The 25587-nt window shown below is 42.0% G+C and carries 24 protein-coding genes and 1 other annotated feature; of the genes, 4 read left to right on the forward strand and 20 right to left on the reverse strand.

The features are described from left to right. Nucleotides 1-2: 2 nt before the first annotated feature. The 7 genes from deoA to L4D20_RS08130 all read right to left on the reverse strand — a co-directional run bounded on the left by deoA (nucleotide 3) and on the right by L4D20_RS08130 (nucleotide 7537). Entirely contained in the window at nucleotides 3-1346 is a 1344-nt protein-coding gene (gene deoA, locus L4D20_RS08100; protein ID WP_428801073.1) for a thymidine phosphorylase, read from the reverse strand. A gap of 123 nt (nucleotides 1347-1469) precedes the next feature. Beyond that, the gene (deoC, locus tag L4D20_RS08105; protein WP_428801074.1) at nucleotides 1470-2246 is read right to left on the reverse strand and encodes a deoxyribose-phosphate aldolase; all 777 of its coding nucleotides are present in this window, start codon (nucleotides 2244-2246) and stop codon (nucleotides 1470-1472) included. Nucleotides 2247-2774: 528 nt separating this feature from the next. Further along, a complete protein-coding gene (locus tag L4D20_RS08110; RefSeq protein ID WP_428801075.1) occupies nucleotides 2775-4040 on the reverse strand; it encodes a NupC/NupG family nucleoside CNT transporter in 1266 nt (421 codons plus the stop codon). A gap of 205 nt (nucleotides 4041-4245) precedes the next feature. Continuing rightward, on the reverse strand, nucleotides 4246-5022 hold the full coding sequence (locus L4D20_RS08115; protein WP_428801076.1) for a TatD family hydrolase: 777 nt from the start codon (nucleotides 5020-5022) through the stop codon (nucleotides 4246-4248). 6 nt (nucleotides 5023-5028) lie between these two features. Further along, a complete protein-coding gene (locus tag L4D20_RS08120) occupies nucleotides 5029-5172 on the reverse strand; it encodes a DUF5363 family protein (protein ID WP_428801280.1) in 144 nt (47 codons plus the stop codon). Between the two features lie 66 nt (nucleotides 5173-5238). Next, nucleotides 5239-6012 (reverse strand): peroxide stress protein YaaA, encoded by a 774-nt coding sequence (yaaA, locus tag L4D20_RS08125; protein ID WP_428801077.1) that lies wholly within the window; start codon nucleotides 6010-6012, stop codon nucleotides 5239-5241. A gap of 91 nt (nucleotides 6013-6103) precedes the next feature. Continuing rightward, nucleotides 6104-7537 carry an alanine/glycine:cation symporter family protein gene (locus L4D20_RS08130; protein ID WP_428801078.1) on the reverse strand — a complete coding sequence of 478 codons (1434 nt, stop codon included), beginning with the start codon at nucleotides 7535-7537 and terminating at the stop codon, nucleotides 6104-6106. A 710-nt stretch (nucleotides 7538-8247) separates the two neighbouring features. Here L4D20_RS08130 and L4D20_RS08135 point away from each other — a divergent pair. Further along, nucleotides 8248-8427 (forward strand): DUF3545 family protein, encoded by a 180-nt coding sequence (locus tag L4D20_RS08135; RefSeq protein ID WP_428801079.1) that lies wholly within the window; start codon nucleotides 8248-8250, stop codon nucleotides 8425-8427. 96 nt (nucleotides 8428-8523) lie between these two features. On the opposite strand, the gene L4D20_RS08140 is transcribed toward L4D20_RS08135, so the two are convergent. The 4 genes from L4D20_RS08140 to nfo all read right to left on the reverse strand — a co-directional run bounded on the left by L4D20_RS08140 (nucleotide 8524) and on the right by nfo (nucleotide 11168). Then, on the reverse strand, nucleotides 8524-9075 hold the full coding sequence (locus L4D20_RS08140) for a hemerythrin domain-containing protein (RefSeq protein ID WP_428801080.1): 552 nt from the start codon (nucleotides 9073-9075) through the stop codon (nucleotides 8524-8526). A gap of 190 nt (nucleotides 9076-9265) precedes the next feature. After that, on the reverse strand, nucleotides 9266-9952 hold the full coding sequence (gene ung / locus L4D20_RS08145) for a uracil-DNA glycosylase (protein WP_428801081.1): 687 nt from the start codon (nucleotides 9950-9952) through the stop codon (nucleotides 9266-9268). Nucleotides 9953-10024: 72 nt separating this feature from the next. Beyond that, the gene (locus tag L4D20_RS08150; RefSeq protein WP_428801082.1) at nucleotides 10025-10156 is read right to left on the reverse strand and encodes a hypothetical protein; all 132 of its coding nucleotides are present in this window, start codon (nucleotides 10154-10156) and stop codon (nucleotides 10025-10027) included. Between the two features lie 136 nt (nucleotides 10157-10292). Beyond that, nucleotides 10293-11168 carry a deoxyribonuclease IV gene (gene nfo, locus L4D20_RS08155; protein WP_428801083.1) on the reverse strand — a complete coding sequence of 292 codons (876 nt, stop codon included), beginning with the start codon at nucleotides 11166-11168 and terminating at the stop codon, nucleotides 10293-10295. Nucleotides 11169-11509: 341 nt separating this feature from the next. Here nfo and grcA point away from each other — a divergent pair, with 341 nt between their 5' ends. Next, nucleotides 11510-11887 carry an autonomous glycyl radical cofactor GrcA gene (gene grcA, locus L4D20_RS08160; RefSeq protein ID WP_428801084.1) on the forward strand — a complete coding sequence of 126 codons (378 nt, stop codon included), beginning with the start codon at nucleotides 11510-11512 and terminating at the stop codon, nucleotides 11885-11887. A gap of 135 nt (nucleotides 11888-12022) precedes the next feature. On the opposite strand, the gene thrC is transcribed toward grcA, so the two are convergent. From thrC to thrA, 3 genes are read right to left on the reverse strand one after another with little or no spacing between them, the layout of a single operon-like run. Then, nucleotides 12023-13306, reverse strand: coding sequence for a threonine synthase (gene thrC, locus L4D20_RS08165; protein ID WP_428801085.1), 1284 nt, complete (start codon nucleotides 13304-13306; stop codon nucleotides 12023-12025). Next, nucleotides 13303-14259, reverse strand: coding sequence for a homoserine kinase (gene thrB / locus L4D20_RS08170; RefSeq protein WP_428801281.1), 957 nt, complete (start codon nucleotides 14257-14259; stop codon nucleotides 13303-13305). The genes thrC and thrB overlap by 4 nt, the downstream gene beginning before the upstream one ends. Nucleotides 14260-14276: 17 nt before the next feature. Continuing rightward, the gene (thrA, locus tag L4D20_RS08175) at nucleotides 14277-16736 is read right to left on the reverse strand and encodes a bifunctional aspartate kinase/homoserine dehydrogenase I (protein ID WP_428801086.1); all 2460 of its coding nucleotides are present in this window, start codon (nucleotides 16734-16736) and stop codon (nucleotides 14277-14279) included. Nucleotides 16737-16765: 29 nt separating this feature from the next. After that, nucleotides 16766-16882: a sequence feature (Thr leader region), on the reverse strand. Between the two features lie 289 nt (nucleotides 16883-17171). Here thrA and L4D20_RS08180 point away from each other — a divergent pair. After that, nucleotides 17172-17636, forward strand: a complete 465-nt coding sequence (locus L4D20_RS08180; protein WP_428801087.1) for a hypothetical protein — start codon at nucleotides 17172-17174, stop codon at nucleotides 17634-17636. Between the two features lie 38 nt (nucleotides 17637-17674). Here the strand turns inward: L4D20_RS08180 and L4D20_RS08185 are convergent, their stop codons facing one another. After that, nucleotides 17675-18154, reverse strand: coding sequence for a putative 4-hydroxy-4-methyl-2-oxoglutarate aldolase (locus L4D20_RS08185; RefSeq protein ID WP_428801088.1), 480 nt, complete (start codon nucleotides 18152-18154; stop codon nucleotides 17675-17677). A gap of 14 nt (nucleotides 18155-18168) precedes the next feature. Continuing rightward, nucleotides 18169-18567, reverse strand: coding sequence for a DUF3293 domain-containing protein (locus tag L4D20_RS08190; protein ID WP_428801089.1), 399 nt, complete (start codon nucleotides 18565-18567; stop codon nucleotides 18169-18171). A 323-nt stretch (nucleotides 18568-18890) separates the two neighbouring features. Here L4D20_RS08190 and arcA point away from each other — a divergent pair, with 323 nt between their 5' ends. Next, nucleotides 18891-19607, forward strand: a complete 717-nt coding sequence (gene arcA / locus L4D20_RS08195; RefSeq protein WP_428801090.1) for a two-component system response regulator ArcA — start codon at nucleotides 18891-18893, stop codon at nucleotides 19605-19607. Between the two features lie 136 nt (nucleotides 19608-19743). Here the strand turns inward: arcA and L4D20_RS08200 are convergent, their stop codons facing one another. The 4 genes from L4D20_RS08200 to mnmL all read right to left on the reverse strand — a co-directional run bounded on the left by L4D20_RS08200 (nucleotide 19744) and on the right by mnmL (nucleotide 25443). Further along, nucleotides 19744-20199 carry a hypothetical protein gene (locus tag L4D20_RS08200; RefSeq protein WP_428801091.1) on the reverse strand — a complete coding sequence of 152 codons (456 nt, stop codon included), beginning with the start codon at nucleotides 20197-20199 and terminating at the stop codon, nucleotides 19744-19746. Nucleotides 20200-20203: 4 nt separating this feature from the next. Then, on the reverse strand, nucleotides 20204-22546 hold the full coding sequence (gene arcB / locus L4D20_RS08205; RefSeq protein WP_428801092.1) for an aerobic respiration two-component sensor histidine kinase ArcB: 2343 nt from the start codon (nucleotides 22544-22546) through the stop codon (nucleotides 20204-20206). 142 nt (nucleotides 22547-22688) lie between these two features. Then, nucleotides 22689-24434 carry a diguanylate cyclase domain-containing protein gene (locus L4D20_RS08210; protein WP_428801093.1) on the reverse strand — a complete coding sequence of 582 codons (1746 nt, stop codon included), beginning with the start codon at nucleotides 24432-24434 and terminating at the stop codon, nucleotides 22689-22691. A gap of 64 nt (nucleotides 24435-24498) precedes the next feature. Further along, the gene (gene mnmL, locus L4D20_RS08215; RefSeq protein ID WP_428801094.1) at nucleotides 24499-25443 is read right to left on the reverse strand and encodes a tRNA modification radical SAM protein MnmL/YtqA; all 945 of its coding nucleotides are present in this window, start codon (nucleotides 25441-25443) and stop codon (nucleotides 24499-24501) included. Nucleotides 25444-25587 lie beyond the last annotated feature (144 nt).

The raw sequence follows: 25587 nt of genomic DNA on the forward strand, positions 1-25587 counted from the left end.
CTTTACACGTCTTCAGAACGAATTTGACGATAAACATCTGGAGTCGCTTGATACTCTCCGCCCACACTAATTGCATTTAATAGTGCAGATGCGGCCTCTTGCCATTGCTCTTCATTACGTGCATGGATGACGGCCAACGGTTTCTCGTTAGTTGCCATCTCACCTAGACGAATGAAGTTATCAAAACCTACTGCGTAATCGATGCTGTCAGTGGCAACGCGACGTCCACCGCCCATGCCAACAACAGCCATACCGATAGCGCGAGTATCCATCGCAGATACAACACCGCTTTCAGATGCGTAGACAGGTTTGATAATTTCTGCTTTTTCTAAGTAGTTATTATAGTTTTGTACAAAATCTTCAGGACCACCAAGGCCTGCAACCATTTTGCCAAAGCACTCTGCAGCTTTGCCGTTATCGAGTACTTCCATTAGCTTAGCGCGCGCGTCTTCAGAGTCAGTGGCTAAATTACCCAGCACCAACATTTCAGCACAAGATGCCAAGGTAATATTGAGTAAACGAGGGTTACGGTATTCACCCGTTAGGAACTGAACCGCTTCTCGAACTTCAACGGCATTACCAGCAGATGAAGCGAGAACTTGGTTCATGTCGGTTAAAATAGCAGTTGTCTTAGTACCGGCACCGTTCGCCACAGCAACGATTGATTTTGCCAGTTCTTCAGATGCTTCATACGTTGGCATGAATGCGCCAGAACCCACTTTCACATCCATTACAAGTGAGTCTAAACCTGCGGCTAATTTCTTAGACAAAATAGAGGCAGTGATCAGTGAGATATTATCAACGGTCGCAGTGATATCACGAGTGGCGTACACGCGCTTATCAGCAGGAGCCAAATCGCCCGTCTGACCAATAATAGCAACACCTGCGTCTTTAGTGACTTGACCAAAAACATCGTTGGTTGGCGTAATGTTGTAGCCAGGAATTGACTCTAGCTTGTCAAGAGTACCACCAGTATGACCTAAGCCACGGCCTGAGATCATTGGAACGAATCCGCCACATGCTGCCACCATTGGGCCAAGCATTAATGACGTTACATCGCCAACACCACCAGTTGAGTGTTTGTCTACGATTGGACCATCAAAGTTCATGTGACCCCAATCGATCACCATGCCTGAATCACGCATAGCACACGTGAGAGCAATTCGCTCAGGCATGGTCATTTCATTAAAGAAAATTGCCATTGCGAATGCCGCAATTTGGCCTTCAGATACGGTGTTTTTCGCAACACCTTGAATGAAGAAGTTAATTTCTTCAGTCGTTAGAATTTCGTTATCACGCTTTTTGCGGATGATTTCTTGAGGTAAGAAAGTTTGAGATAAAGACATTAGAGCCTCCCAAGCGGTTAAGCATGGTTAGTAAGGTAAGAGGTATATGGAGCGAACTAGATCAACTCGACCTAGTCACTCCACGAATCAGACTTATTGTTTTCAGTTCAGAGCCAGTAGCGATTAGTACGCTGCAGGATCTGCTGTTTGGTCTGTTACTTCTAATGTATTTAATAGATTAGTTAGCAGGCTTGATGCACCAAAACGATAATGCATATTATCTGCCCACTCAGCGCCAAGTAACTCATCAGCCATACCAAGGTAAGCTTGAGCATCTTCAGCTGTGCGAACGCCACCAGCAGGTTTAAAACCAACTGTTTTTGCAACGCCCATGTCACGAATAACTTCAAGCATCATGCGTGCGTATTCTGGTGTTGCGTTTACTGGCACTTTACCCGTTGAGGTTTTAATGAAATCAGCGCCCGCTTCAATACAGATTTGAGAGGCTTTTTTAATTAATGCTTCTTCTTTAAGTTCACCCGTTTCGATGATCACTTTAAGAAGAATGTCACCACACGCTTCTTTACACTGTTTAACCAGCTCAAAACCAACTTCTGCATTACCAGCAATCAGTGCGCGGTATGGGAAAACCACATCGACTTCATCTGCGCCATAAGCAACGGCAGCTTTTGTTTCAGCAACAGCAATAGCAACATCATCGTTACCGTGAGGGAAGTTTGTTACTGTCGCAATACGCACATCTGGAGTGCCTTGCTCACGAAGAGTCTTCTTCGCAATAGGAACAAAACGAGGGTAGATACAGATTGCAGCAGTATTACCTACGGCTGTTTTTGCATCACGACATAATGAGATCACTTTTTCATCAGTGTCATCATCGTTCAACGTTGTAAGGTCCATTAATTTAAGTGCGCGTAGTGCTGCTGCTTTTAAATCGCTCATTTCTATCTCCGATCAATATATTCAATTCATTTACCACTGGGCATGAGATCTTTAGTTATAACCTCGATAGTTAGCCCAGTAGCCTTAAATGAACGGACTTGGTTCCTTGAAGACTCAATACATACAGCGAACATGTATTGATTGCTATCCTTGTCACCGCACAGTACCAAATGGTACATGGCACAACCATCACTGATGGACGTACCTGCGTAGGCAAATCATTTGCCTGTATGAGATGTGCTGCCGTTAAGTGATAAGTGGTCACTCAAACAGAAGTGCTTTATTTAATCTATACAGTATAGATATTCATCGCAAAACTGTAGTGCCATATAAAACGCAAACGGTTTGTATCTCAAAAATCTTACGCTCTTTCCTAAATTCAGGTTTATTGACTCCCATCTCTACGACTTTAAGCCGTAATCAAGTGAAACAATAAAACCTTATCGCCCAAAACGAAAAAAGCCCCGCAGCAATTTCTTGCTACGGGGCGATTTATTAAGGCGTCTATATATTAATTACCGAGTTCTATTAAAGAGCCGCAAGGCTTAAACAGAAACCAGCAATTGTTGCTGCCATTAGGTTCGAAAGCGTACCAGCGGCAACAGCTTTCATACCCATGCGAGCAATCTCATGACGGCGTTCAGGAGCAAGGCTACCTAAACCACCTAGTAGAATCGCGATTGAAGAAAGGTTTGCGAAACCACATAGTGCGAATGAGATGATTGCTTTCGTTTTCTCAGAAAGAATAACTTCAGCACCTTCAGCAAGGTATGGAGAGAACGCAACGTAAGCTACGAATTCGTTCGCTACGATCTTCTGACCGATGAATGAACCTGCAAGTGTCGCTTCAGACCATGGAACACCGATTACGAATGCTAGTGGAGAGAATACCCAACCTAGAATCATTTCTAGCGTTAGTTCTGGCATACCAATCCAGCCGCCAACACCACCAAGCATGCCGTTTACTAGAGCAATCAAACCGATGAATGCTAGTAGCATTGCACCAACGTTTAGAGCCAGTTGTAGGCCCATTGCTGCGCCGCCAGCGGCTGCATCAATTACGTTAGCAGGTTTGTCATCGCCACCATCTAAACTATCTGCAATGTTATCATCAGGCGTGTCTGTTTCAGGCATGATGATTTTAGCAAACAGTAGACCACCAGGTGCAGCCATGAATGATGCTGCTACAAGGTACTCAATTGGAACACCCATGCCAGCAAATGCTGCAAGTACACCACCAGCGATAGAAGCTAGACCACCACACATTACTGCGAATAGTTCTGACTTAGTCATCTTAGGAACAAACGGACGTACTACTAGAGGCGCCTCTGTTTGGCCAACGAAGATGTTCGCAGCTGCTGACATTGATTCCGCACGTGAAGTACCTAGCGCTTTTTGTAGTGCACCACCAAGAATCTTGATGACCCACTGCATAACGCCAATGTAGTAAAGTACAGAGATGAAAGCAGAGAAGAAGATTAATGTAGGAAGAACGCGGAATGCGAAGACGAAACCGCCGCCACCGAATAGTTCGAACATTTTACCCGATACTAGGCCACCGAAGATAAATTCAGTACCTTTGTTACCGTATGCGATTACATTTGATACTCCATCAGAGAAGCTTTTCAGCAGCTCTTGTCCCCAAGGAACGTAAAGAATAAATGCACCCAACACAAATTGAATAGCGAAAGCGCCACCTACAGTTCTTAAGTTGATCGCTTTGCGGTTGTCAGATAAAAGTACTGCTAGTCCAAGCAGAACGAACATCCCGACGATACTCATAAACAGGCTCATAGTTTATGATTTCCTTATTAGTTATTTATTGGCGTGTTACAAAGTGGAAGCTAAAAAAGCTAGTTAATTATACGCACCACAAATAAGATAAAGTAATGCCACGTTCACACTTTCTGTTAAGACACACAGTTCATTCATGCATAAGTGTGATGATGATCACCATTTTCAATAACTACATTCATCTATCGTACATTTTCTTTAGAAATCATTCACAAATAGAGAAGAGTAAATGGCTGTTTTGCCACAACGATTGCGCAATCGTTTGCTCTGTCTGTTTTTTCATCAAAGCCAGTTCTGATAACACTTTAGGTAGCATTAGTGGGTGATTATTTTGCCCCTGAAAACCATGCAGTGGCATATCTGGTGCGTCCGTTTCAATGACCAAATAGTCTAATGGTAAATCTGTAATCGCCTGCCTTGTCTTGTTCGCTCGTGGATAGGTAATGGTGCCACCGACGCCAATATAAAAGCCTAACTCAATGTAAGCCATTGCCTGCTGATAGCTACCCGAGAATCCATGCAGCACCCCTCCTTTCGATAACGGGTAACGTTTTAATAAAGGAATAAGACGATGGTGAGCTTTGCGACAGTGCAGAATGACGGGAAGCTGATACTGTTGTGCGAGTTCCAATTGCACTGATAGACAACGCTCTTGCAGGCCATGCTCGCTCTCAATGGCGAAGTCGAGCCCACATTCACCGATAGCAACACAATGTGTAGAGCGCTGCTCTAGAGCATGTGAGAGTGCTGATTGTATATCTATTGAAGTATGTGGAAGAAACCAAGGATGGAAACCTAGAGCGTGATAAATCTGTGGATGGCGTTTTGAAAGGGATTGAATCGATGACCAATTGCTTTCATTGATCGCGGGAACTAAAAATCGCTCAACGCCCTGCATCTCAGCTAATCTAAGTTCTGCTTCAAAATTGCCACTAAAAGTATCAAAATCAAAGTGGCAATGGGTATCGAATAAACCAATCATCGATACCTACTTGTCTTTTTCTTCATTTGGTTTGTTAATCGAAGAGCAGCTATTGGCAGGGTCTTTCCGGTAAGGGACGCAACTTCGCTTGTTCTCAGGAGTCAGCCCCATAGAGAGACACCAAGCATCATACTTGCGTAAACAAGACATCAACCATTTCAGCACTGCTGCTCTCCTTTTAATTCACCTATTAGCTGTTTAATAAACCAAAGAGCTTTATTGCTCATCACGTTTGAAGACAAGCTCTTTGTCTGACGATTCCGCTTCAACAAAGTAATAGCCTGCTGTATCAAAGCTTTGTAATGCCTCTACCGAATCGACTCGGTTTTCAATCATATAACGAGCCATCATGCCACGTGCTTTTTTAGCGTGGAAACTGATCACTTTGTATACGCCATTTTTACAATCTTTAAATACAGGCGTAATCACCTGAGCTTCTAAAGACTTAGGCTTGACCGCCTTGAAGTACTCATTCGAGGCTAAGTTAACCAATACCTTATTCTCTTGAGCCTCGAAAACTTGATTCAGCTTATCTGTAATTAGGTTGCCCCAGAACTGATAAAGGTTAGTACCACGAGGGTTCGCCAGCTTGGTCCCCATCTCTAGACGGTACGGCTGCATCAAATCCATTGGTTTAAGCAGCCCGTACAGCCCAGAAAGCATTCTTAGGTGTTGCTGAGCATAATCTAAATCCGCTTGCGAAAGAGAGTCTGCATCTAACCCTGTGTAAACGTCACCTTTAAAAGCAAAAATAGCCTGACGTGCGTTATCAAATGAAAACGTCTCACTCCACTGTTCAAATCTAGCCACGTTCAGGCCCGAAATTTTATCGCTCACCTTCATTAAAGCAGCAATATCGAGCGGCGTTAGTTTTCGGCACTCATGAATTAGCTCTTTAGAATGCTCAATAAAGTCAGGCTGAGTACACTGCTCAGTAGGAAGTTTAGACTCGTAGTCCAGTGTTTTAGCCGGTGAGATAACGATCAGCATATTTAGTTTTCCATGTAGGTTTATCTTTTATAGATTACAAAAAAAGCCATGCATTGTCTGCATGGCTTTTCAATTACTCTAATAGGAAGAACTAATTAGATTTCTTACTATTGTCCCAAATGCCTTTCTCAAGTTGAGACTGAAGCTCTGGGAAATCATTGGCGTCAAATGTCGGCACTTTACCAGCGTCCAGTTGGCGGTTGTAATCTTTAGCCAGCTTAATCACGATGCCGGAAAGCAAGATGATCGCTACTAAGTTCACAATTGCCATTAAGCCCATTGATACGTCGGCCAGAGCCCATACCGTCGGCAGTGATGCAAGTGACCCAAACATAACCATGCCAAGAACAATCAGTCTAAAGAAGATAAGACCTTTCTTATTGTTGTGCTCTAGGAAGATTAGGTTTGTTTCAGCGTATGAATAGTTTGCAATGATAGAAGTAAATGCGAAGAAGAAAATCGCTACTGCTATAAAGATGCCACCCCAGTCACCCACTTGCGCCGTCAATGCACGTTGCGTTAGTTCGATACCCGTAATTTCACCGTGCGGCACGTACTCGCCAGACATCAAAATGATGGCAACAGTACATGAACAGATCACAATGGTATCCGTGAACACGCCAAGCATCTGCACATAACCTTGTGATGCAGGGTGCGGAGGATAAGGCGTCGCAGAAGCTGCTGCGTTAGGCGCAGAACCCATACCCGCTTCGTTTGAGAACAAACCACGTTTGATGCCTTGAATCATTGCTTGAGCAATCGCGTAACCTAAGCCACCAGCGGCTGCTTCTTGAAGACCAAATGCACTCTTGAAGATCAAGCTAAGAACGTCTGGCACTTTCTCGATGTTCATCAACATAACGTAGATAGCGATCAATAGGTAAGCCAGTGCCATAACAGGAACAATCAATTCAGCTGTGCGAGCAATCTTACGAATGCCGCCGAAGATAACGAATGCTGAAATAACAACGATAGCAATACCAACGTACATCTCTTCAAAACCAAATGCGTTGTTCATCGCACCAGCGATAGCATTTGCTTGAACCGCATTAAAAACCAGACCAAATGCGATAATTAGGAAGATAGAGAACAACACGCCCATCCAGCGCATGCCTAACCCTTTTTCCATATAGTACGCTGGACCACCGCGGTAGTTACCGTCGCTGTCACGTGTCTTATAGAGCTGTGCAAGGGTACTTTCGGCAAATGATGTCGCCATACCAAGCATTGCAATCAACCACATCCAGAAAATAGCACCGGGACCACCAGCAGTCAGTGCAACGGCTACACCTGCCATGTTACCAGTACCGACACGAGCAGCTAAGCTAGTACAAAGGGCTTGAAAAGATGAGATACCCGCTTTATCTGCTTTACGGCTGTGTTTAAGAACGCTAAACATGTGGCCGAAGTGGCGAAACTGAATAAAACCAAGACGTACAGTAAAGTAGATACCAACGCCAACAAGTAGATAAACAAGGATCGATCCCCATAGAAGATCGTTCATCAAATTAATTAAGTCTGTCACAAGAACCTCTCTCGGTGTTTGCACTACTCTTAGCTACGAAAGCTTAGCTCTAAAAAACTCACATCGCTCTTCAAAGAGAAGGCGAAAAGTGTCTGTTATTTTATAATGATGTTTTTTATGTCGAACCCTAATTCTAGCTAGGGTTTCAAAGCAGTGTGTATTTTTGACCGCCGGATAATGCCGTGTGGCACATCAAAAATCAATACTCAACAAAACGCACATAAATAGTATTCCACACTGTAAATTGCGCCATTTTTAACATAAAACACTTACATTTCATCACAATTACAACACATAGATAAACTTCATTTGCAACATTAACAACTCGTTACATTCGGGCGGTCAAATTCAAGCCTAAAACACACCTCAAGCTAATAGCATAAAGGTGCAAAGGGTTTTGGTTCAATTTGGAGAAATCATAAAGTTCAGCTTGTATGGTTTCTAATAAAAAGTGGCAAATGTTAACTATTGAAGCGAATCATCGTTTTTAATCCCATTTGCCAATTAACAGTAAACTTTATCGTTTGCTAACGTCTGTTTGCTTACTGTTTGACCAACTGCGTTTTGATATTTGTGATATTCAGTAAAGAAACCACATTAAATATTCATAAAAAATAAACAAATGAGAAACAAATCAAGGATAGTCTTAGGCAAAACATGGTATTAAAAAGATCCTGTTTCAGGCATATTCGAATAAATAGAGGTGGCTTATGGAAGGCATACAGTTCGACGAAGTTATGGAAACATCTTTCCCTAGAGGTAAAGCAGCTCGTTCAAAACCCGTTAAACGTAAATGGCGAGAAATAGAAGCAATAAAAGACCGACAACGTCTACGAAAAGAACTACTAGATATGGACATGAACCTTAAACTCGAAGACATAGATATTTAAACTTCACCACTTACATGGCTTAAAGAATTAGATATAAATAAAAGGCGCTACCTAAAGCGCCTTTTGTCTATCTGGATATTAATGACAGCGATTACTTTAGACACATTCAGAATCTAATTGACTGATTCTGCGAGAGAGCTGCTGATATTTATCCGCGATGGTGCTACCAAATAAAGGATCGTCTTCACTCACATCCCAAAGTTTCTCAACCGCTTGCCAATCGCTGGTATTAAATGTGCGGCTTATAAGGGGGAGTATCGACTCTTCTTCAGTTTCTAAGTGACGCTTTTGTGCCAACATAAACTCTTCTAACAGACCGACAAACATTTCCTGAGGAATAACCGCATCTTTAAGAATCATGTCTACGACATTTAAAAACTCATGGGTCTTTTCTGATAGTTGGTGATGTTCTAGCTCTAAATTACTGATCTCAAATTGATGACCATATTGAGTAAGAAAGTAGTGGTATAAGATATTTTCTTTTGGGTGGTGTACTTTTTCAGAATGATTCGCAAGATAATCCACAACATCTCGAATGAGTGAATAATTGACGGTTTGTTCATTCTTCAGTCTTAATAGTTTTTGTCTCAATATAGCAAGCAAACGAATCATATAGCCATGCTCGCGCCGAATCCTTTCTATCATCATAACCTTCTCTCCTTAACACTTACTTTTTTTAAGTGTATATGAGAGTCACTGAGTGTGTATTGAGCTTGTTCAAAAAACACTCAGCTAATTTCAATTCTGGATTCTAACTCTAAATAGAGGCTATTTATTAGTAATAGAGTCGTCACTAGTACAACCTACCGAGTAAGACGAGGTTACCCAGTAATCGACATTAATCTAATTCAATATCTTCCAGTTTCCAATCAATAGGTTGTCTGTTTTGCTTCTCTAATAACTGATTGACTTGTGAAAAGTGCTGACAACCAAAGAAACCACGGTAGGCAGACAAAGGGGAAGGGTGAACAGAGGTTAGAACATGATGCTTATCGCGATCAATAAAGCGACCTTTCTTTTGAGCATGCGCTCCCCACAATATAAAAATAACCCCTTCATTATGTTGAACAATCTGATCAATCATGTGATCTGTAAATGTTTCCCAACCAATCTTCGAATGTGAATGAGCCTTACCTTGCTCGACAGTCAGTACAGTATTGAGTAGTAAAACGCCCTGTTTAGCCCAACTCTCAAGCGAGCCATGATTGGGAGCCTTAAAACCATCAATGTCCTGAGTAAGCTCTTTATAGATATTGACCAGTGATGGAGGGGTCTTAACGTTAGGAAGTACCGAGAAGCTTAGACCATGCGCTTGATTTGGCCCGTGATAAGGATCTTGTCCTAAGATGACTACTTTGACTTGATCAAATGGCGTCATTTCAAATGCACGAAACACATCCTCTTGCGCAGGATAGATGCTGCTTCCACCAGAGCGTTCATCATCAATGAACGTCATCATTTTTGTAAAATACTCTTGTTGTTTTTCAGCTTCGATTAAATCGAACCATTGCACAGAGTTTGCCATGTCGCATCCCTATAAATTGCAGTTTTGCTCATTTTATCAGAACGCATGCAATTTACAGAGATTCGATCGGCCTCACGAGCTTTTCTGTGGCGTTCTAAAACGGCCTTGGCCACTAATATGGCGATTCGGTGTTGGCATGCGTGAAGCACGTGCAGTATATGATACAGGGGTATAATGAATAGTAGACTGAGTAATAATAGACATAGTGTGGCACTCCTCTTTGATACAACTAACAACATTTCTATTCCGTGGGGAGTTATCTATTAGATAGTCTCCCACTACAATGTTGATTCTCATTAGTAGTAATGAAAGATCAGTGCCAACTTTTTCATGATGACAATTAACTTATTGAGTTCCAATGAAACTTTCTTAATGCATTGATTTCCTCAGCCCAAACATCAGAGTCTATTGTCTCTAAAATCAAAGGGATACCGTCAAACCTAGGGTCTTTTGCTATGTATTCAAAACAATCCCAACCAATCTCACCTTGGCCCAAGGAGTGGTGGCGATCGACACGACTCGCTAATTCTACTTTAGAATCATTGATGTGCATTGCACGAAGGTAGTGCATACCAACGATTCGATCGAACTCTTCAAAAGTATGATCACAGGCTTCTTTGGTGCGTAAATCATAGCCAGCGGTAAAGGTGTGGCAAGTATCGAGGCAAACGCCTACTCTGCTCTTATCCTCTACTTTATCAATGATTTGTGCCAAATGCTCAAACTTCCAACCCAGATTAGTCCCCTGACCCGCTGTATTTTCAATAACAGCTATCACATCAGGTACCGCTTGGTGAGCTAGGTTGATTGATTCTGAAATTAATTCTAAACACTCATTCTCAGATATCTTCTTTAAATGACTCCCAGGATGAAAATTCAATAATGTCAGCCCCAATTGATGGCATCGTTCCATCTCATCAATAAACGCCGCTCTCGATTTGAGAAGCTTCTCTTCCTCCGGCGCTCCGAGATTAATTAGGTAAGAGTCATGGGGAAGAATATGATCGGTTGTAAAGCCGAGCATTTCGCAATTTGCTTTAAATGCGCTAATGGTTTTAGCCTCAAGAGGCTTCGCTTTCCACTGTCTCTGGTTTTTCGTAAACAGTGCAAATGCATTAGCACCAATCTCTCTTGCCCTCATAGGAGCGAGATCGACACCACCTGCAGCTGATACGTGAGCACCGATCAACTTATTGCCATATTTTTTCACATTCATTGTCACAAACTCGCTGTCTAATGGATCTCTTACAATCTCAATATGATTCGTTTTTTCAGACGCTTTATAGCGCGTTTGGGCTTAAAAATCACCTTTTCATAATGTTGGAAAATTACTACAAATAAGACGATTAAAAAATATTTTAATCTATAAACTATTTTGGAATCACTTATTTAACAACAAGTTATTGATCTAAATCAAAGAAATACCCATAATTTAAATAATGTTTTTGGTTGTATTTTGACTCAAATCAATATTAGAATAGACCGCATAAGATAATTATTATTAGCTCAACTTAAAATTTAACAACAATTTCCACGTGAGTGGACTAGGAGATAGTTATGATTCAAGGTATCCAAATTACTACAGCAGCAAACGACGACCTACTTAACTCAATCTGGCTACTAGATAGCGAGAAGAACGAAGCACGTTGTGTTGCTGCAGCAAGTGGCTACGAAGCTGACCAAATCGTTGCAATCAACGATCTTGGCCAATTTGAGAGCCGTGAAGTTGCAATCGAAACTCCACCAAAAATCGAAGGTGGTCAGCACCTGAACGTTAACGTTCTTAAGCGTGAAACTCTGGAAGATGCAGTTGCACACCCAGAAAACTACCCACAGCTAACTATCCGTGTATCGGGTTACGCTGTACGCTTTAACTCACTGACAACTGAGCAACAGAAAGACGTAATCGCACGTACTTTCACTGATTCTCTATAATCAGATTGCTTGTCATTCCGATAGGGGTGAACCAGTAGCAAATAAAAAAAGCGGCGCTATTAGATAGCGCCGCTTTTGTATTTAAGAGCCTCACCTACTTCCTAAATACAAAGTAGGTAAGATTTTAATCGTTGATTATTTTTGCACTCGACGTAAAACGACTTTAAGCGCGTCAAAATCATTCGCTAGATCTTCAGACAACAGTTCCATTGCTGCATGCTTAGCTAAAGGCGCTGGCACATCAATATCAGAAGAAAGGATGTCATCCACCACTTCTTTGAATTTAGCCGGATGCGCAGTACATAAGAACAGACCCGTCTCACCAGCTTGAAGCTGCTCACCGAGTACTCGGTATGCAATCGCGCCATGTGGTTCACACAGGTAACCTTCGTTATGCAATTCACGAACTGACTCAGCACTTTGCTCATCAGTTACCATGCCTTTACCTAATGTATCTAAGCCCCAACCTTTCAACTGACAAAGCTCTTCAATACGTGGCCAGTTATTTGGTTGGCTAACATCCATTGCATTTGATGTTGTAGCAACGGTTGGCTTTGGATCCCATTTACCTGTTTCTAGGTAACGTGGAACGGTATCATTTGCGTTAGTTGCGGCAATAAAGCGCTTGATTGGCAAACCTAACGCTTTAGCAAGCAAGCCAGCAGTAAGGTTACCAAAATTACCACTCGGTACGGAGATCACTAGGTTCTCACGCTCTGCTTTCGTTAATTGAGAAGCAGCTTCAAAGTAGTAACAAATTTGAGCCATCAGGCGGCTGATGTTAATTGAATTCGCTGAGTTAAGGCCAATCTCTTCGCGAAGTTGTGCATCGTCAAAAGATTGTTTAACTAGAGCCTGACAAGCATCAAAATCGCCATCAATAGCAACGGTATGGATATTTCCACCCAATGTGCAGAATAACTTCTCTTGCAGTGGACTGATCTTTCCTTTCGGATATAGGATTACAACATTGATGTCTTCCATACCGTAAAAGGCATGCGCTACTGCTGCTCCAGTATCACCAGAGGTAGCCGTTAAAATGGTGATTTTTCCACCATTAGACACAGCCGCTAGAGACTGAGCCATGAAACGACCACCAAAGTCTTTAAACGCTAATGTTGGGCCATGGAATAACTCTAATGCGTAAACACCATCTTTAACTTGTTTAATCGGTGCTGGAAATTGAAAAGCTTCAGCAACTAGACCAGTAACAACCTCTTTTGATAGTTCGTCACCGATCAGTGCCGATAAGATTTTTGCGCTGCGCGACGTGAAATCTTCTGCTAATAGAGCATCGATATCGTCAAATTTTGGCAATTCAGATGGGAAGAATAGCCCTTGATTACGACCTAGCCCTTGGCGTACGGCTTGGCTAAAAGAGACTTGTTCATCATTTTCTTTGATGTTGTAGAGCTTCATAGTGAACTTCCTGTAACGGTCGATCCTTGCTTATCCAAACGACAAACATGGACGAATCCTTCTTGATTTTGTACATAATTCTGTTCGAGCCAGCGTGCAACTCGCTCGGCGACATCTTTATCTTGGCAAACACTAAATAGAGTTGGGCCGCTTCCTGAAATGCCAGTCGCTAATGCCCCTGCTGAGGTTGCGTATTTACGCGCTTCAGCAAAACCCGGTAGCAGTTTCTCACGATATGGTTCTGCAATCACGTCTTTGATCATTTTCGCGGCTAATTCAGGTTGACCTGAGTGACAACCGTGAATAAATCCTGCGAGATGGCGACCATGAGCAATGATATCTTGTCGACGGTATTGAGAAGGTAATATTTCACGTGCTTCCGCCGTTGATACTGTAATGCCAGGGTAAGCCATAACCCAGTACCACTCATCGAAACAAGGGACTTCTTGGCTGATGATACCCAACTCTTCAAGCATCAATTGTAAGCCACCAAGGTAACATGGAGCTACGTTATCGTAGTGAATACCACCCGATATTTTACCTTCCATCTCACCCATTAATGCCAGCAGCTCAGTCTCATTTAATGGTTGACCGTGAAAACGATTCAGCGCATCAAGTGCGGCAACAATAGAACATGCACTTGAGCCTAGACCAGACCCAATCGGCATATTCTTCTCAAGCGTCATCTCAAGTGGTTTTAGCTCAATACTTTTTTTCGCTAACTCTCTGGAGAACACAACCCAACAGTCATAAACGATATTTTCTTTTGCTTCTTTAGGAAGCTTTGAAACAAAGCTCCCTGAGGTTTTTAATGAAAATGCCTCTTCGCCAGATTTTACCAATACTCGGTCACCTAGCAACGTACCGTCAATCGGTGAGACAGCGGCTCCTAATACGTCAAAACCAACACTGACGTTACCAATCGAAGCGGGAGCGTAAACAACAACATCCATATCACTTGAACTCATTATTAAACCCCTAATTTCCAACCAAGAGTACGCATAACATCCGAGAAAACACCTGCAGCAGTTACTTCAGTACCAGCACCGTAACCACGTAAAACAAGTGGGATTGGTTGGTAGTAGCGGCTGTAAAATGCTAATGCATTCTCACCATCTTTAATTTTGTACATAGGATCATCGCCATCAACAGCAGCGATACGAACCTTACATTTACCATCGGTAATTTCACCAACGTAACGCAATACTTTGCCTTCTTGGGCAGCATCTTCTACTTGCTGTTTAAAGTACGCATCCGCTTCAGGTAGACGAGCCATAAACTCTTCAACACTGCCTGAATCATCAAAGCCAGGTGGCAATGCTTGGTCAACAATAACGTCTTCAAGCTCTAACGCCATGCCAGCTTCACGAGCAAGAATAAGCAGCTTACGCGCAACATCCATCCCAGAAAGGTCATCACGAGGGTCAGGCTCTGTAAAGCCGTTGTCTTTAGCAATGTTAGTTGCTTGGCTAAGTGTCATTCCTTCATCTAGCTTACCGAAAATGTAAGAAAGAGAACCAGACAAGATGCCATTGAATTTTTCTAGTTCATCACCCGCAGAGATTAGGTTTTGCAGGTTTTCAATAACAGGAAGGCCCGCACCTACTGTTGTTTCATACATCAACTTACGACGAGAGCTACGTGCGACTTCGCGCAGTTGATGGTAATAAGCCATGCTCGACGTGTTGGCTTTCTTATTTGGTGTAACTACGTGGAAACCCGCACCAAGGAAGTCGGCATACTGATTCGCGATTGACTCACTTGACGTACAATCAACCAACACAGGGTTAATGATGTGGTTACGCTGAACCAATGAAATAAGACGCGCTAAACTGAACTCTTCAGAGGCATCCTTCATACGATCACGCCAGTGATCCAATGGAAGGCCTGCACTATCAAGCAATAGGCCTTTGCTGTTTGCTAAACCACAAACTCGAATCACAATGCCTTTATCCGCCAGCTTCGCTTGTTGACGTTGAATTTGGTCAACAAGTTCACCACCAACACCACCAATACCAACAACAAAAACATCTAAGAAGTGTTTAGAGTTAAACAGATTCTCATGACACGCTTTAATCGCTTCAGCAATCTTGTCTTCAGGGATAACAGCAGAGATAGCACGCTCAGAAGAGCCTTGTGCGATAGCCACGATGTTAACGTTCACTTCAGCCAGTGACGCAAAGAACTGAGAAGCAACACCACGTGACGTACGCATGCCGTCACCAACGAGCGTCACAATTGACACGTTGTCCATAAACTCAACAGGTTCTAGAAGACCGTCTTTGAGTTCTAGTTCAAACGCATCACTTAATACTTTTTTGGCTTTTAATTTATCAGCGGATTCAATGCAGAAGCTAATGCTGTATTCAGACGAAGATTGAGTGATCAGGACAATAGAAACACCCGCAGATGACATAGCGCCAAATACGCGACTTGCCATACCAACCATGCCTTTCATACCAGGGCCAGAAACGTTAACCATGGTTAAGTCATTAAGCGTTGTAATACCCTTTATCGCTAGGTTGTCTTCACCGGTATCTTGACCGATTAACGTACCTGCGCCTTGAGGGTTAAAGCTGTTTTTAATCAAGCAAGGGATATGGAACTGGGCAATAGGAGCGATTGTTTTTGGATGTAGTACCGACGCACCAAAATAAGAGAGCTCCATCGCTTCTTGATAGCTCAGGGATTTTAACAGACGTGCATCATCAACAAGGCGAGGGTCACAGTTATATACGCCGTCAACATCTGTCCAGATTTCACAGCAATCTGCTCGTAGGCAAGCAGCGAGTACCGCCGCTGAATAATCGGAACCATTACGACCTAGCGTAACAAGCTCGCCTTTTTCATTACCCGCAGTAAAGCCCGGCATAATATTCACGTGGCCAGCAGGCAGTGGGTTTTGCTTAAAGTTCTGAGTTGATACTTCGACATCAACCATTGCTTCTAGGTGATCACCTTGAGCAAATAGGTATTGAATAGGGTCAATTAAACTTGCAGGCTGATCTTTCGCTTCAAGCACTGCTTTCATTAATTGAATAGAGATTCGTTCGCCTTTACTGATGATACGAGCATTGACATGGTTAGGGCACATACCCAATAAATTGATGCCATGAACAAATTGGCGTAGTTGCGATAAAGACGTTTTCAATTGATTGGTGAAGCCTTTACCACAAATGCTTGGTAACTCTGCCTTAATACGCTCAAATAGATCTTGAAAAGACGTTTCTAGCTCAGAAATTTGTAAATCCGCTTCACCATTTCTAAGAGCGGCTTCAATGACTGCTACTAGCTTATTGGTTGTTTTTCCTGGTGCTGACAGTACAACTGCCACCTCTTCTTGCTGTGCATTATTAGCAATGATATCCGCCGCTCTTAAAAAGCGGTCAGCATCAGCTAATGATGAACCTCCAAACTTTAATACTCGCATCCTTTCTCTCCAAAGTTTTTAAACTGATATAAAAAAAGGCCTGTATCTCGTGGGATACAGGCCTTTTTTTGAATTTCTTTTCGGTTAGCAGCCTGCCCCAACAATTGTAATGTCGGTAATAATAATGGTGGTCATTATTAGTGTGCGGCTGTTTAGCATAAAATGTTCTCTAACCTTCTCTGTCATTACCTATACGTTTACCTTACTTTTGGCTAACGAGTCAATGAAAACTTATTTTTTTTAACGTTCGTTCACTAATTAAGCAACAAAACGCCTATATTCAACCACTTTTAGTGATACAAAGCTTATTTGAATATCCTAATAACCAATTGCTATATAGAAGACAAGACACACGGTTAGTTTTTGTGCTTTACTTATCGTTGCAACAAAATAGTTGCTTTAAAAAATAATAAAATATAAACCAAGGAGTGGCCTATGAAGATACTATTCAGTTTTATCATGCTGATGATGTGCTCATACGTAAGTGCTACGCCATTGCCTTCGCTACCATCTCTTGCCAATTCAGCAACGACTTCGCCACATAGGCTTTTTGTCACCAGTGAACAAGGCCCTACTCAATTTGATTCTTGGAAAATTGACAGTGGCTATTCATATAGCCTCTTTGACAAGATTGACCTATACGTAGGTACTCGGGTTAACAACTCAGACAGTAATGAAAATGGTTTTTTAAGTGGAGTTAGTTATCAACTCACCAATCGAGTCTCAGTAAAAAGTACCCTTCATTCATATTCTGAAGTAATCGATGACACGAAATCAGATTCTGTGTCTGCTGAAGTATCAAGTCGAATGAAAATCACCGATAACCTTGATTTGCATGCCACCCTAGATTATCAAGAGTGGCAGCAAGGTATTGAACTTGGACTAGGATTTCGTTTTTAGCCAACCTAAACGGCTTGAAATCCCATTAAAAGAAAGCGCTAAAGAAGCTTCTCTTTCGATGTCAGCACACCATTCCAATCAGCGTATATATAGTCACTAGGTAGAATCATTTGACCTTGAATGGAAAGTGGGACACTAACCTGCCCAGCCCCTCGTTTTTCTGTTTTCAATGGACAGGCACCTATCGCTTTAATTCCTAATTCCATTTGAGACAATACAGCCACGTCTCGAACCGCACCAAAAATGATGACGCCTTCCCAATCATTTTCGATAGCCATAATCGCAACTTGGTCACCCATTAATGCTCGTTTACAAGAATGACTGCCATCTACGACCAATACCTTACCTTTACCATTGGTACTCAAAACATCTCGAACTTTTGAGTTATCGTGATAACAGCGCACTGTCTCAATCTGTCCATAAAAAGCATCCTTTAAACCGAAGTTTTGTAACGGTTGCTCTATAAGGGTGACCTTATCTTCAAACTGGTCACAGATATCAGGTGTAATATCGTTCATACTTCCTCCATGATTTATATAAATCCTTTCCTGCATCTGGCGTTTAGCCGCCCAATACTTGTCTCTGCCTGATCAATGCATGACAGTAGTATTAACTCGCCATCTTCAACGTAATAAATGGCATTTTGTGCGCATTTACGGGCCAGTTCCAATGCTGATATTCTGTCTATAGCAACTGCATAACTCTCTTCATACCAAGTAAAATCTCGATTCCCGACTAGGACATTAACGACTTCTACAGTTGGCGCGGCTGCTAATAATTGCTCATTTTGCAATAGGTTATCTTGATGGGACTGCTTTTTACCGAAACGGTTCCATCCTGTAATGATTGCGTAGTTATTACTGTGGGGTGTACTAGAAAAATCAAAGTACGGATCTCCGTAAACTCCCCATAAATAGGCATCAATCATCATATACACCTTTATTACAACAACACCATACTATTAATATTTGTTACATTTGAACTATTGATATAAATCAACAAAATGAAAGGAATTAACATTCTTGCATTGTTAGCAAGCTGTTAAGAATATAAAATCCGCGTCATAGACTAGTAGAGTATCTGATAAGGAAAAGGAAATTCCCCCCACAAACTGTGGTACTAAGGATAGTAGGCAACTGTAGTATTATTTCTAATAAGTTTGGTTTATTATTAAAAATAATTAACATTATGTTATGATTTTTGCCTAGTATTTAATCTATTAGCACAATTTTATCACAAGTTTAGGTACCGCCAATGCAAACCCCGCAGATTCTTATCGTTGAAGATGAGCAAGTAACTCGTAACACTCTAAAAAGCATTTTTGAAGCAGAGGGATACGCTGTTTTTGAAGCCAGTGACGGTGAAGAGATGCACCAAGTTCTAACTGACAATCAAGTTAACTTGGTTATCATGGACATCAACCTTCCAGGTAAAAATGGTTTACTACTCGCTAGAGAATTACGTGAGCAAGCGAATGTCGCTCTTATGTTCCTAACCGGTCGTGACAATGAAGTTGATAAAATTCTAGGCTTAGAAATCGGTGCAGATGATTACATCACTAAACCATTTAACCCTAGAGAACTGACTATCCGTGCTCGTAACCTATTAAGTCGTTCTATGAATGCAAGTGCTGCTCAAGAAGAGAAGCGCAGCGTAGAAAAGTACGAGTTTAATGGTTGGGTTCTAGATATTAACAGTCGCTCTTTAGTTAGCCCAAGCGGCGAAGGCTACAAGCTGCCTCGCTCAGAATTCCGTGCATTGCTTCATTTCTGTGAAAACCCAGGAAAGATTCAAACACGTGCAGACCTACTGAAGAAGATGACAGGCCGCGAACTTAAGCCGCACGATCGTACTGTTGATGTAACGATTCGTCGTATTCGTAAGCACTTTGAATCTGTTTCTGGTACGCCAGAGATCATTGCAACGATTCACGGTGAAGGTTACCGTTTCTGCGGTGACTTAGAAGAGTAAATAGCTTAGAGAGTCACTCTTTTAAATAAGATAACTTTCTGTTCTATAAGAAAGGCTTGCTATGATTAGCAAGCCTTTTTGTTTTATTGGTTACTTGTTTTAAGTAACTAATGTTTTACGTAACTAACAGCAGCGTTTAGTACACGACATCGATATTCACGTCATGCTCAACTAGCCACTTCTCATTACCATTGTTATTAAGCTGAATGGCAATATCAGCGGGCGTATCTGGTGAAATCGGAAGCTGCCAAGCAAAAGCTAACTCCCAGTGACTGGCACTGTGAGTGCGTACATCAATCTCTTCACTCTCAATTAGCCACGTTTCTGCGCCTTGCTTAATCGAAACACTGACCACTTCTAATTGTGCCGGCAATTCATCTTTTGACTCAATAGAGAGCGCTGCATGCAAATTTTGCTCAGAAGAAGATGCTTCCCCAATGGTTGGCATTTTATCAATCCAAAGAGAGCTTTTAAGTTCAATCATCATCTCTTCAACCATAACGGTACTGTCTTGCTGCCAATTAACTTCTGCTGTCTGGCATCCACCAAGTAGTACTGTGGCTAGTGACACCAATGCGATTTTTTTTATCATATAATTACCTTTGCGCTAACCAATTTTTTAATATTTGAATATCGTGCTGATAGCCATTCTTGATCTCTTCAACCCAATCAGCAATATTTTCCCACCATGTTACTCGCTCTGGTGATTGGGCTTTTTGTGCGATACTTTGAATTCGTTTCAAACCAATTGAGCCCGCTGCACCCTTAATTTTATGAGCTTCCGATACTATTCTATCTTGATCCTTCGCCACCATGTTCGAATCTAATATTTCGATATAGTCAGGCATCATCTCCTCAAACATCTCTATGCTATCAAGAACAGGCTTTACACCAACTATATCTACATAGGACTCAAGCATAGGCAAATCAAGCAAGGTACAATACGTCTCATCTGAGACTTGTTCCTTTTTAACAGGCTCAGGTTTGGGCGCACATAGTACTGGATCAATATCGCATAAGCGAGCAATCACATCTTGAATCGCAATGACTGAAAGCGGCTTACTTAACGCATCATCCATACCCTTATCTAAATATTCTCTTTTATTTTTCAAAACATTAGCGGTAAGAGCAACCAAAGGTGGGAGCTTGTTATAGGTCTGTCGATAGGACTGAGCAACATCAAATCCTGTCATATCCGGCAGTTGAATATCCAATAAAACCAAATCGTAACTGTCAGGATTAAACTGTTCTATCGCCTCTTGACCTGTCATGGCGACAGTAACTTGGTGACCTAAGCTCTCTAATAGTGACCGAGCAACGGTAATATTTAACTCAATATCTTCCACCATAAAGATTCTTAGACCCGGCTGGTCTACAGGTGCAAGCTTTTCTGTTGCAGACTCTTCAGCTAAAGGCACCGTCAAAGTCACACTGAATGTCGTACCAAAGCCCTCTTCACTAGAGACAGTAATATCGCCATTCATCATTTTGATCAGTTGTTTAGACACTGCTAGGCCAATACCTGTTCCAACGGCATGTAAGTTATCCTTACCCGATTTCACTTGATAGTACATGGCGAAGATTTTATCTAATTCACTATCAGCAATACCAATGCCGGTATCTTCTATCTCAATGATTATTTCAGCTTGTTCCCCTTGAGTTTCGGCACTGACGGTCATAACGACGCCGCCCTCTTTGGTGAATTTCATTGCATTACTAATTAAATTCCATAGCACCTGACGCAGTCGAGTCGCGTCAATTTCAACCGCAGAAGGTAGTGCACTTAATCGTTCTAGATCAAATCGAAGGCCTTTCTGCTCGGCCATCAATGCAGAAATACTTTCGATTTCAGCAATGAACTCTTCAAAGTGTAATGATGTCGGTAACAGCTCTAGCTTACGTCGATCAAACTTGTCCATATCAATAATGTCACTGAAAATATTTCCTAGTGTGATAGCACTGACATTGATGGTTTGCATGTATTTACGCTGTTCTTGATTAAGCTGGCTATCAAGAAGCATACGACTTAGACCGACAATTCCATTAAGAGGTGTTCGAAGCTCATGACTGATGGTAGAAATAAACGTTGTTTTGTCTCTACTCGCTTTCTCTAGTGAGTCCTCGTGCTGTTTACGCTCGGTAATATCTCGACCAAAACCCACTAAACCTAAGTGTGCACCCTCTTTACTGTAAAAAGGCACTTTTCGTAATTCAAAGTAGTTCTTCCTGCCATCTGGATATTCAAGCCACTGCTCGTAAGTAATCGCTTGATTATCAAGAAAGACTTTTTGGTCTGTATCGATAATTTGATCGGCAATCTCTTTACTATAGACATCTCTTGGCGTCAGACCAACAAGATCACTTTCTCGCTTACCCGTCAATTCTTCCATTGCTCTATTGCAACCAGAGAAGACGCCTTCCGCATTGCGGTAATAAATAAGATCAGGAGAAGCATCAATAAACGATCGGAGCAGCGCCGTTCTTTCCGCGAGTTCAACTTGGGTTCGCTCACGCTGGAAGACCTCATTTTCCAGATCATTAATCGCTTCTTTTCTTGCCTCTTCTGCTTTAATTCGCTCTTCAATTTGCAGGTTTAACTTTGCGATATTCTGCTGAAGCCTTAGATTGAGCTCTTGATCGCGTGAGCGCATGTCTTTTAATTTAGACACCAATTTTGATAATCGCTGGCGAGACTCTTCGAGTTGATCAACAACGACAGAAAGGAAGTAAACAGCCCAAGGGGTGATAATTAAACCAAAGAATACTGAGCGAACAATATCAATATCATCAACATGACCACTCAATCCAAGCGTTATCCCTACCTGTACGACAACGGCGAGTGCAACAAGCGCCATTGCTAATAATATAGAGAAACGAAGGATACCCAGCTTGACTAATAGATCGACATAATACTGAGCAAGATTTTTGATTGGCTTCATTAAAGGCTTCCTGCGTTAACTGCTGTAGGGAACTGGTGGTAATTAGATATTTATTCTACTCTTTTTACTCTTGATAGGTAAGCTAAGTGCATCACATCCATGCCCTTCTGGGTTATGGGTTTAGCCACTAATAATCAAGTATTTATAAAGTGCTAACATGGATATTAGTTCGATTGCGGCCATCCGACTTAGCTTGATACAAGGCGCTATCGGCCATTGCTACGATCGATTCCATTGAATCTGTCGGAGATGGAAGTATTGAGACTAGCCCTAGACTGACAGTGACATGTGAAGCCACACTAGAAGCTTTATGTTCAATCATAAGGGCTCTAACTTGAGCATGAACTTTCTCTGCGACATTATAAGCACCTTCCGTTGTCGTATTTGGTAGGATAAAACCAAACTCTTCCCCACCATATCGAGCGACACAGTCAGAAGATCGTGTTAATACACTCTTAAAAGCGTTAGAGACTAGTTTGAGAGCTTCATCTCCCTTCTGATGCCCGTAGAAATCATTATATCCTTTGAAGAAATCAATATCGCACAGCAGCACTGACATAGGCTGCTTCTCCCGAACATGAATAGACCACAATGTAGTTAATTGTGAATCGAAATGACGACGATTAGATACCTGAGTTAACCCATCAATTAAACTTAATCGTTCTAGCTCTTGGTTTGCTTCTGCTAATTTTTGTTCAGCCAAGTATCGCTCTGAAATATCTCGCGACATAACCAATACTCCGTTGGTACCAGAGGTTGGCTCTCTGAACGGTGACTTAACAACGTCATACCATCTCTCATGCCCATCTGAACCCATAACTTTGTCCACATAGCGAAGTGAGATCTCCTCACTAAGAACGCGTTTATCTGAATCAGAAAAACGTTCATATAACTGCTTTGGAATAAGCTCATCAAGCCGACGACCGATAAGGTCATCCACCTTTGTTAAACCCAGATCTTTAACAAATGGTTCATTACAGGCCTGATACACCATATTCTCATCAAATATTCCAATGGAGTCAGGACTAGACTCAAGTATCACTTGTAGAATGGTATCGCGTTTGGCTAGTGCCACTTCCGTATCTTTACGCTTCTCCATTTCATCACTGAGATTCTTTTGAATATTGTGCCAATCCGTTACATCATGGCTGATGCCTAAAATCCCTAGCTGCTCACCCTCTGGCGACATTAATAAGTTTTGATATGTTTCAAGTAAGCAACCTTGACCGTCAGGAGAGGTTGTCCAATGTCGCTTACTTGCTCGACCTCGAATAGCCCCTTTAATATCTTTACTACCTTCCTCTTTTCGATCTAACCAAAAAGCATCAAAAGATCGATTACTAAAAACCATATTACCGTCGAGACCTTTTACAAAGATAAGTTCAGATAAGGAATCGAGTGCGGTTTTAGCCGTAGACAGTGAATTAATTTGGTCTTGAAGCTCTCTTGTGGAGGCTTGCTTAGGGAATGCATAAATCAACCAGACCGACTGGCCACGATAGGTCACCTTTCTCCCTGTTAAAGAGATAGGCAAGCTCGTTTGCGAAGTGACCGGCCATTGAAGTTGATGAGATTGAAACTGATCGGAAGTATAGCTTTCAAGCTCGTTAAGAATGAACTTATTAGGGATATGCTTAGGAAAGAAAGATGATCGGCCGATGAGTCGAATACCCAGCAACTGCATGGCAAGACGATTAGATAGCTGCAATTCACCACTTCTGGCGTTAACCACCATTAAGGCGGCTGGAACATCCTGCACGAGTGTTTCGATGTATCTGTTATATCGGGAATAAATGATCACCACACATGCAATAGACAAAGCAATGATGATCACATCTAATCCGTGACCATCGGTCACATTCCACAACCAGTTTAACCATACTTCCATTGAAACAAATAACCCTAGTGTATCCATACTCTAAAGGGTACGAAAGATATCAGTTTCTCGCTGACTATTCTTGTGCTAACACGGGTTTTGAATAAATAAATGGCTGAGCAATTAATGAACCCTGAGCACCATCACTGTCTAGAGCCCGGCCGATTTCGGTCATCGCTAGCCAACGGTTTTCACACCATAAGGGGGCAAGCAGTGTTGGACGACGAGCCGCAGAAGAGACGCGATGGTAAATGATGTCTGGTGGTGTCATCCGGATCACCTCGCTAGCGATAGATACGTACTCATCAAGCTCTGGCGCTTTTAGTTTTCCGGCACGCCACGCTTTTGCCATTGTACTGCCTTCAACAATATGTAACCCATGAAGCTTGATTCCATCTGTACCAACATCGAGTACTTTTTGTAGCGTCTCAAGATTGTCACTGCGAGTCTCTTTGGGTAAACCTACAATAAGATGAGTACATACTTTTACGCCTAAAGCGCGAGCGCGTTTGGTGATGTCAGCGTAACACTCAAAATCATGACCACGATTAATACGTTTTAATGTCTGATTATTGGCAGTCTGTAAACCCAATTCTAGCCATATCTCATACCCCTTATCGACATATTCAGATAACAGCTCTAATACAGCATCTGGGACACAATCAGGACGAGTACCGACACACAAACCCACTATATCAGCCGCTTTTAGTGCTTCTTCATACATGTTTCTCAGTACTTGAACTTCGGCATAGGTGTTGGTGTAGGCTTGAAAGTAAGCGAGGTACTTGCGTGCTCGTTTGATTTCTCCTGCTCGGTCGGTCAGTTGGTCAACAATACTCTGGACTTGTGTTTGCTCGTCAACAAATGAAGATACATTGCAAAATGTACAGCCACCACGGCCTATGGTCCCATCCCGATTTGGGCAGCTAAAGCCACCGTGCAACGTCAGTTTATGTACTTTCTCACCGTAACGGCGCTGTAAATCTTGTCCAATGGTATTCACTAACTCATGTAACTGCATATATAAACCACAACTGTATTTATCGATACTCTTTAAACGAAACCATTCTCAATTCGATCACTGAAAGTTAATTACATTCCTTGCAAGAGAAAGTCACGCATCATAATTAACCCGCTAAAGGTAATAACTATCAAAAATCAATAA

This window comes from Vibrio kyushuensis (genome assembly GCF_050337325.1).
GTDB lineage: Bacteria > Pseudomonadota > Gammaproteobacteria > Enterobacterales > Vibrionaceae > Vibrio > Vibrio kyushuensis.

What these genes read in the sequence shown, in the direction of transcription:
- L4D20_RS08140 (WP_428801080.1), bottom strand. Translation starts at nt 9,075, where the DNA reads ATGATGATAGAAAGGATTCGGCGCGAGCATGGCTATATGATTCGTTTG.
- thrB (WP_428801281.1), bottom strand. Translation starts at nt 14,259, where the DNA reads ATGGATGTTGTTGTTTACGCTCCCGCTTCGATTGGTAACGTCAGTGTT.
- L4D20_RS08110 (WP_428801075.1), bottom strand. Translation starts at nt 4,040, where the DNA reads ATGAGCCTGTTTATGAGTATCGTCGGGATGTTCGTTCTGCTTGGACTA.
- L4D20_RS08115 (WP_428801076.1), bottom strand. Translation starts at nt 5,022, where the DNA reads ATGATTGGTTTATTCGATACCCATTGCCACTTTGATTTTGATACTTTT.
- L4D20_RS08150 (WP_428801082.1), bottom strand. Translation starts at nt 10,156, where the DNA reads ATGTCTATTATTACTCAGTCTACTATTCATTATACCCCTGTATCATAT.
- L4D20_RS08185 (WP_428801088.1), bottom strand. Translation starts at nt 18,154, where the DNA reads ATGAACGATATTACACCTGATATCTGTGACCAGTTTGAAGATAAGGTC.
- mnmL (WP_428801094.1), bottom strand. Translation starts at nt 25,443, where the DNA reads ATGCAGTTACATGAGTTAGTGAATACCATTGGACAAGATTTACAGCGC.
- L4D20_RS08180 (WP_428801087.1), top strand. Translation starts at nt 17,172, where the DNA reads ATGAAGATACTATTCAGTTTTATCATGCTGATGATGTGCTCATACGTA.
- L4D20_RS08120 (WP_428801280.1), bottom strand. Translation starts at nt 5,172, where the DNA reads ATGTCTTGTTTACGCAAGTATGATGCTTGGTGTCTCTCTATGGGGCTG.
- L4D20_RS08200 (WP_428801091.1), bottom strand. Translation starts at nt 20,199, where the DNA reads ATGATAAAAAAAATCGCATTGGTGTCACTAGCCACAGTACTACTTGGT.
- L4D20_RS08210 (WP_428801093.1), bottom strand. Translation starts at nt 24,434, where the DNA reads ATGGAAGTATGGTTAAACTGGTTGTGGAATGTGACCGATGGTCACGGA.
- L4D20_RS08190 (WP_428801089.1), bottom strand. Translation starts at nt 18,567, where the DNA reads ATGATGATTGATGCCTATTTATGGGGAGTTTACGGAGATCCGTACTTT.
- deoC (WP_428801074.1), bottom strand. Translation starts at nt 2,246, where the DNA reads ATGAGCGATTTAAAAGCAGCAGCACTACGCGCACTTAAATTAATGGAC.
- arcA (WP_428801090.1), top strand. Translation starts at nt 18,891, where the DNA reads ATGCAAACCCCGCAGATTCTTATCGTTGAAGATGAGCAAGTAACTCGT.
- deoA (WP_428801073.1), bottom strand. Translation starts at nt 1,346, where the DNA reads ATGTCTTTATCTCAAACTTTCTTACCTCAAGAAATCATCCGCAAAAAG.
- grcA (WP_428801084.1), top strand. Translation starts at nt 11,510, where the DNA reads ATGATTCAAGGTATCCAAATTACTACAGCAGCAAACGACGACCTACTT.
- arcB (WP_428801092.1), bottom strand. Translation starts at nt 22,546, where the DNA reads ATGAAGCCAATCAAAAATCTTGCTCAGTATTATGTCGATCTATTAGTC.
- ung (WP_428801081.1), bottom strand. Translation starts at nt 9,952, where the DNA reads ATGGCAAACTCTGTGCAATGGTTCGATTTAATCGAAGCTGAAAAACAA.
- nfo (WP_428801083.1), bottom strand. Translation starts at nt 11,168, where the DNA reads ATGAATGTGAAAAAATATGGCAATAAGTTGATCGGTGCTCACGTATCA.
- L4D20_RS08135 (WP_428801079.1), top strand. Translation starts at nt 8,248, where the DNA reads ATGGAAGGCATACAGTTCGACGAAGTTATGGAAACATCTTTCCCTAGA.
- thrC (WP_428801085.1), bottom strand. Translation starts at nt 13,306, where the DNA reads ATGAAGCTCTACAACATCAAAGAAAATGATGAACAAGTCTCTTTTAGC.
- thrA (WP_428801086.1), bottom strand. Translation starts at nt 16,736, where the DNA reads ATGCGAGTATTAAAGTTTGGAGGTTCATCATTAGCTGATGCTGACCGC.
- yaaA (WP_428801077.1), bottom strand. Translation starts at nt 6,012, where the DNA reads ATGCTGATCGTTATCTCACCGGCTAAAACACTGGACTACGAGTCTAAA.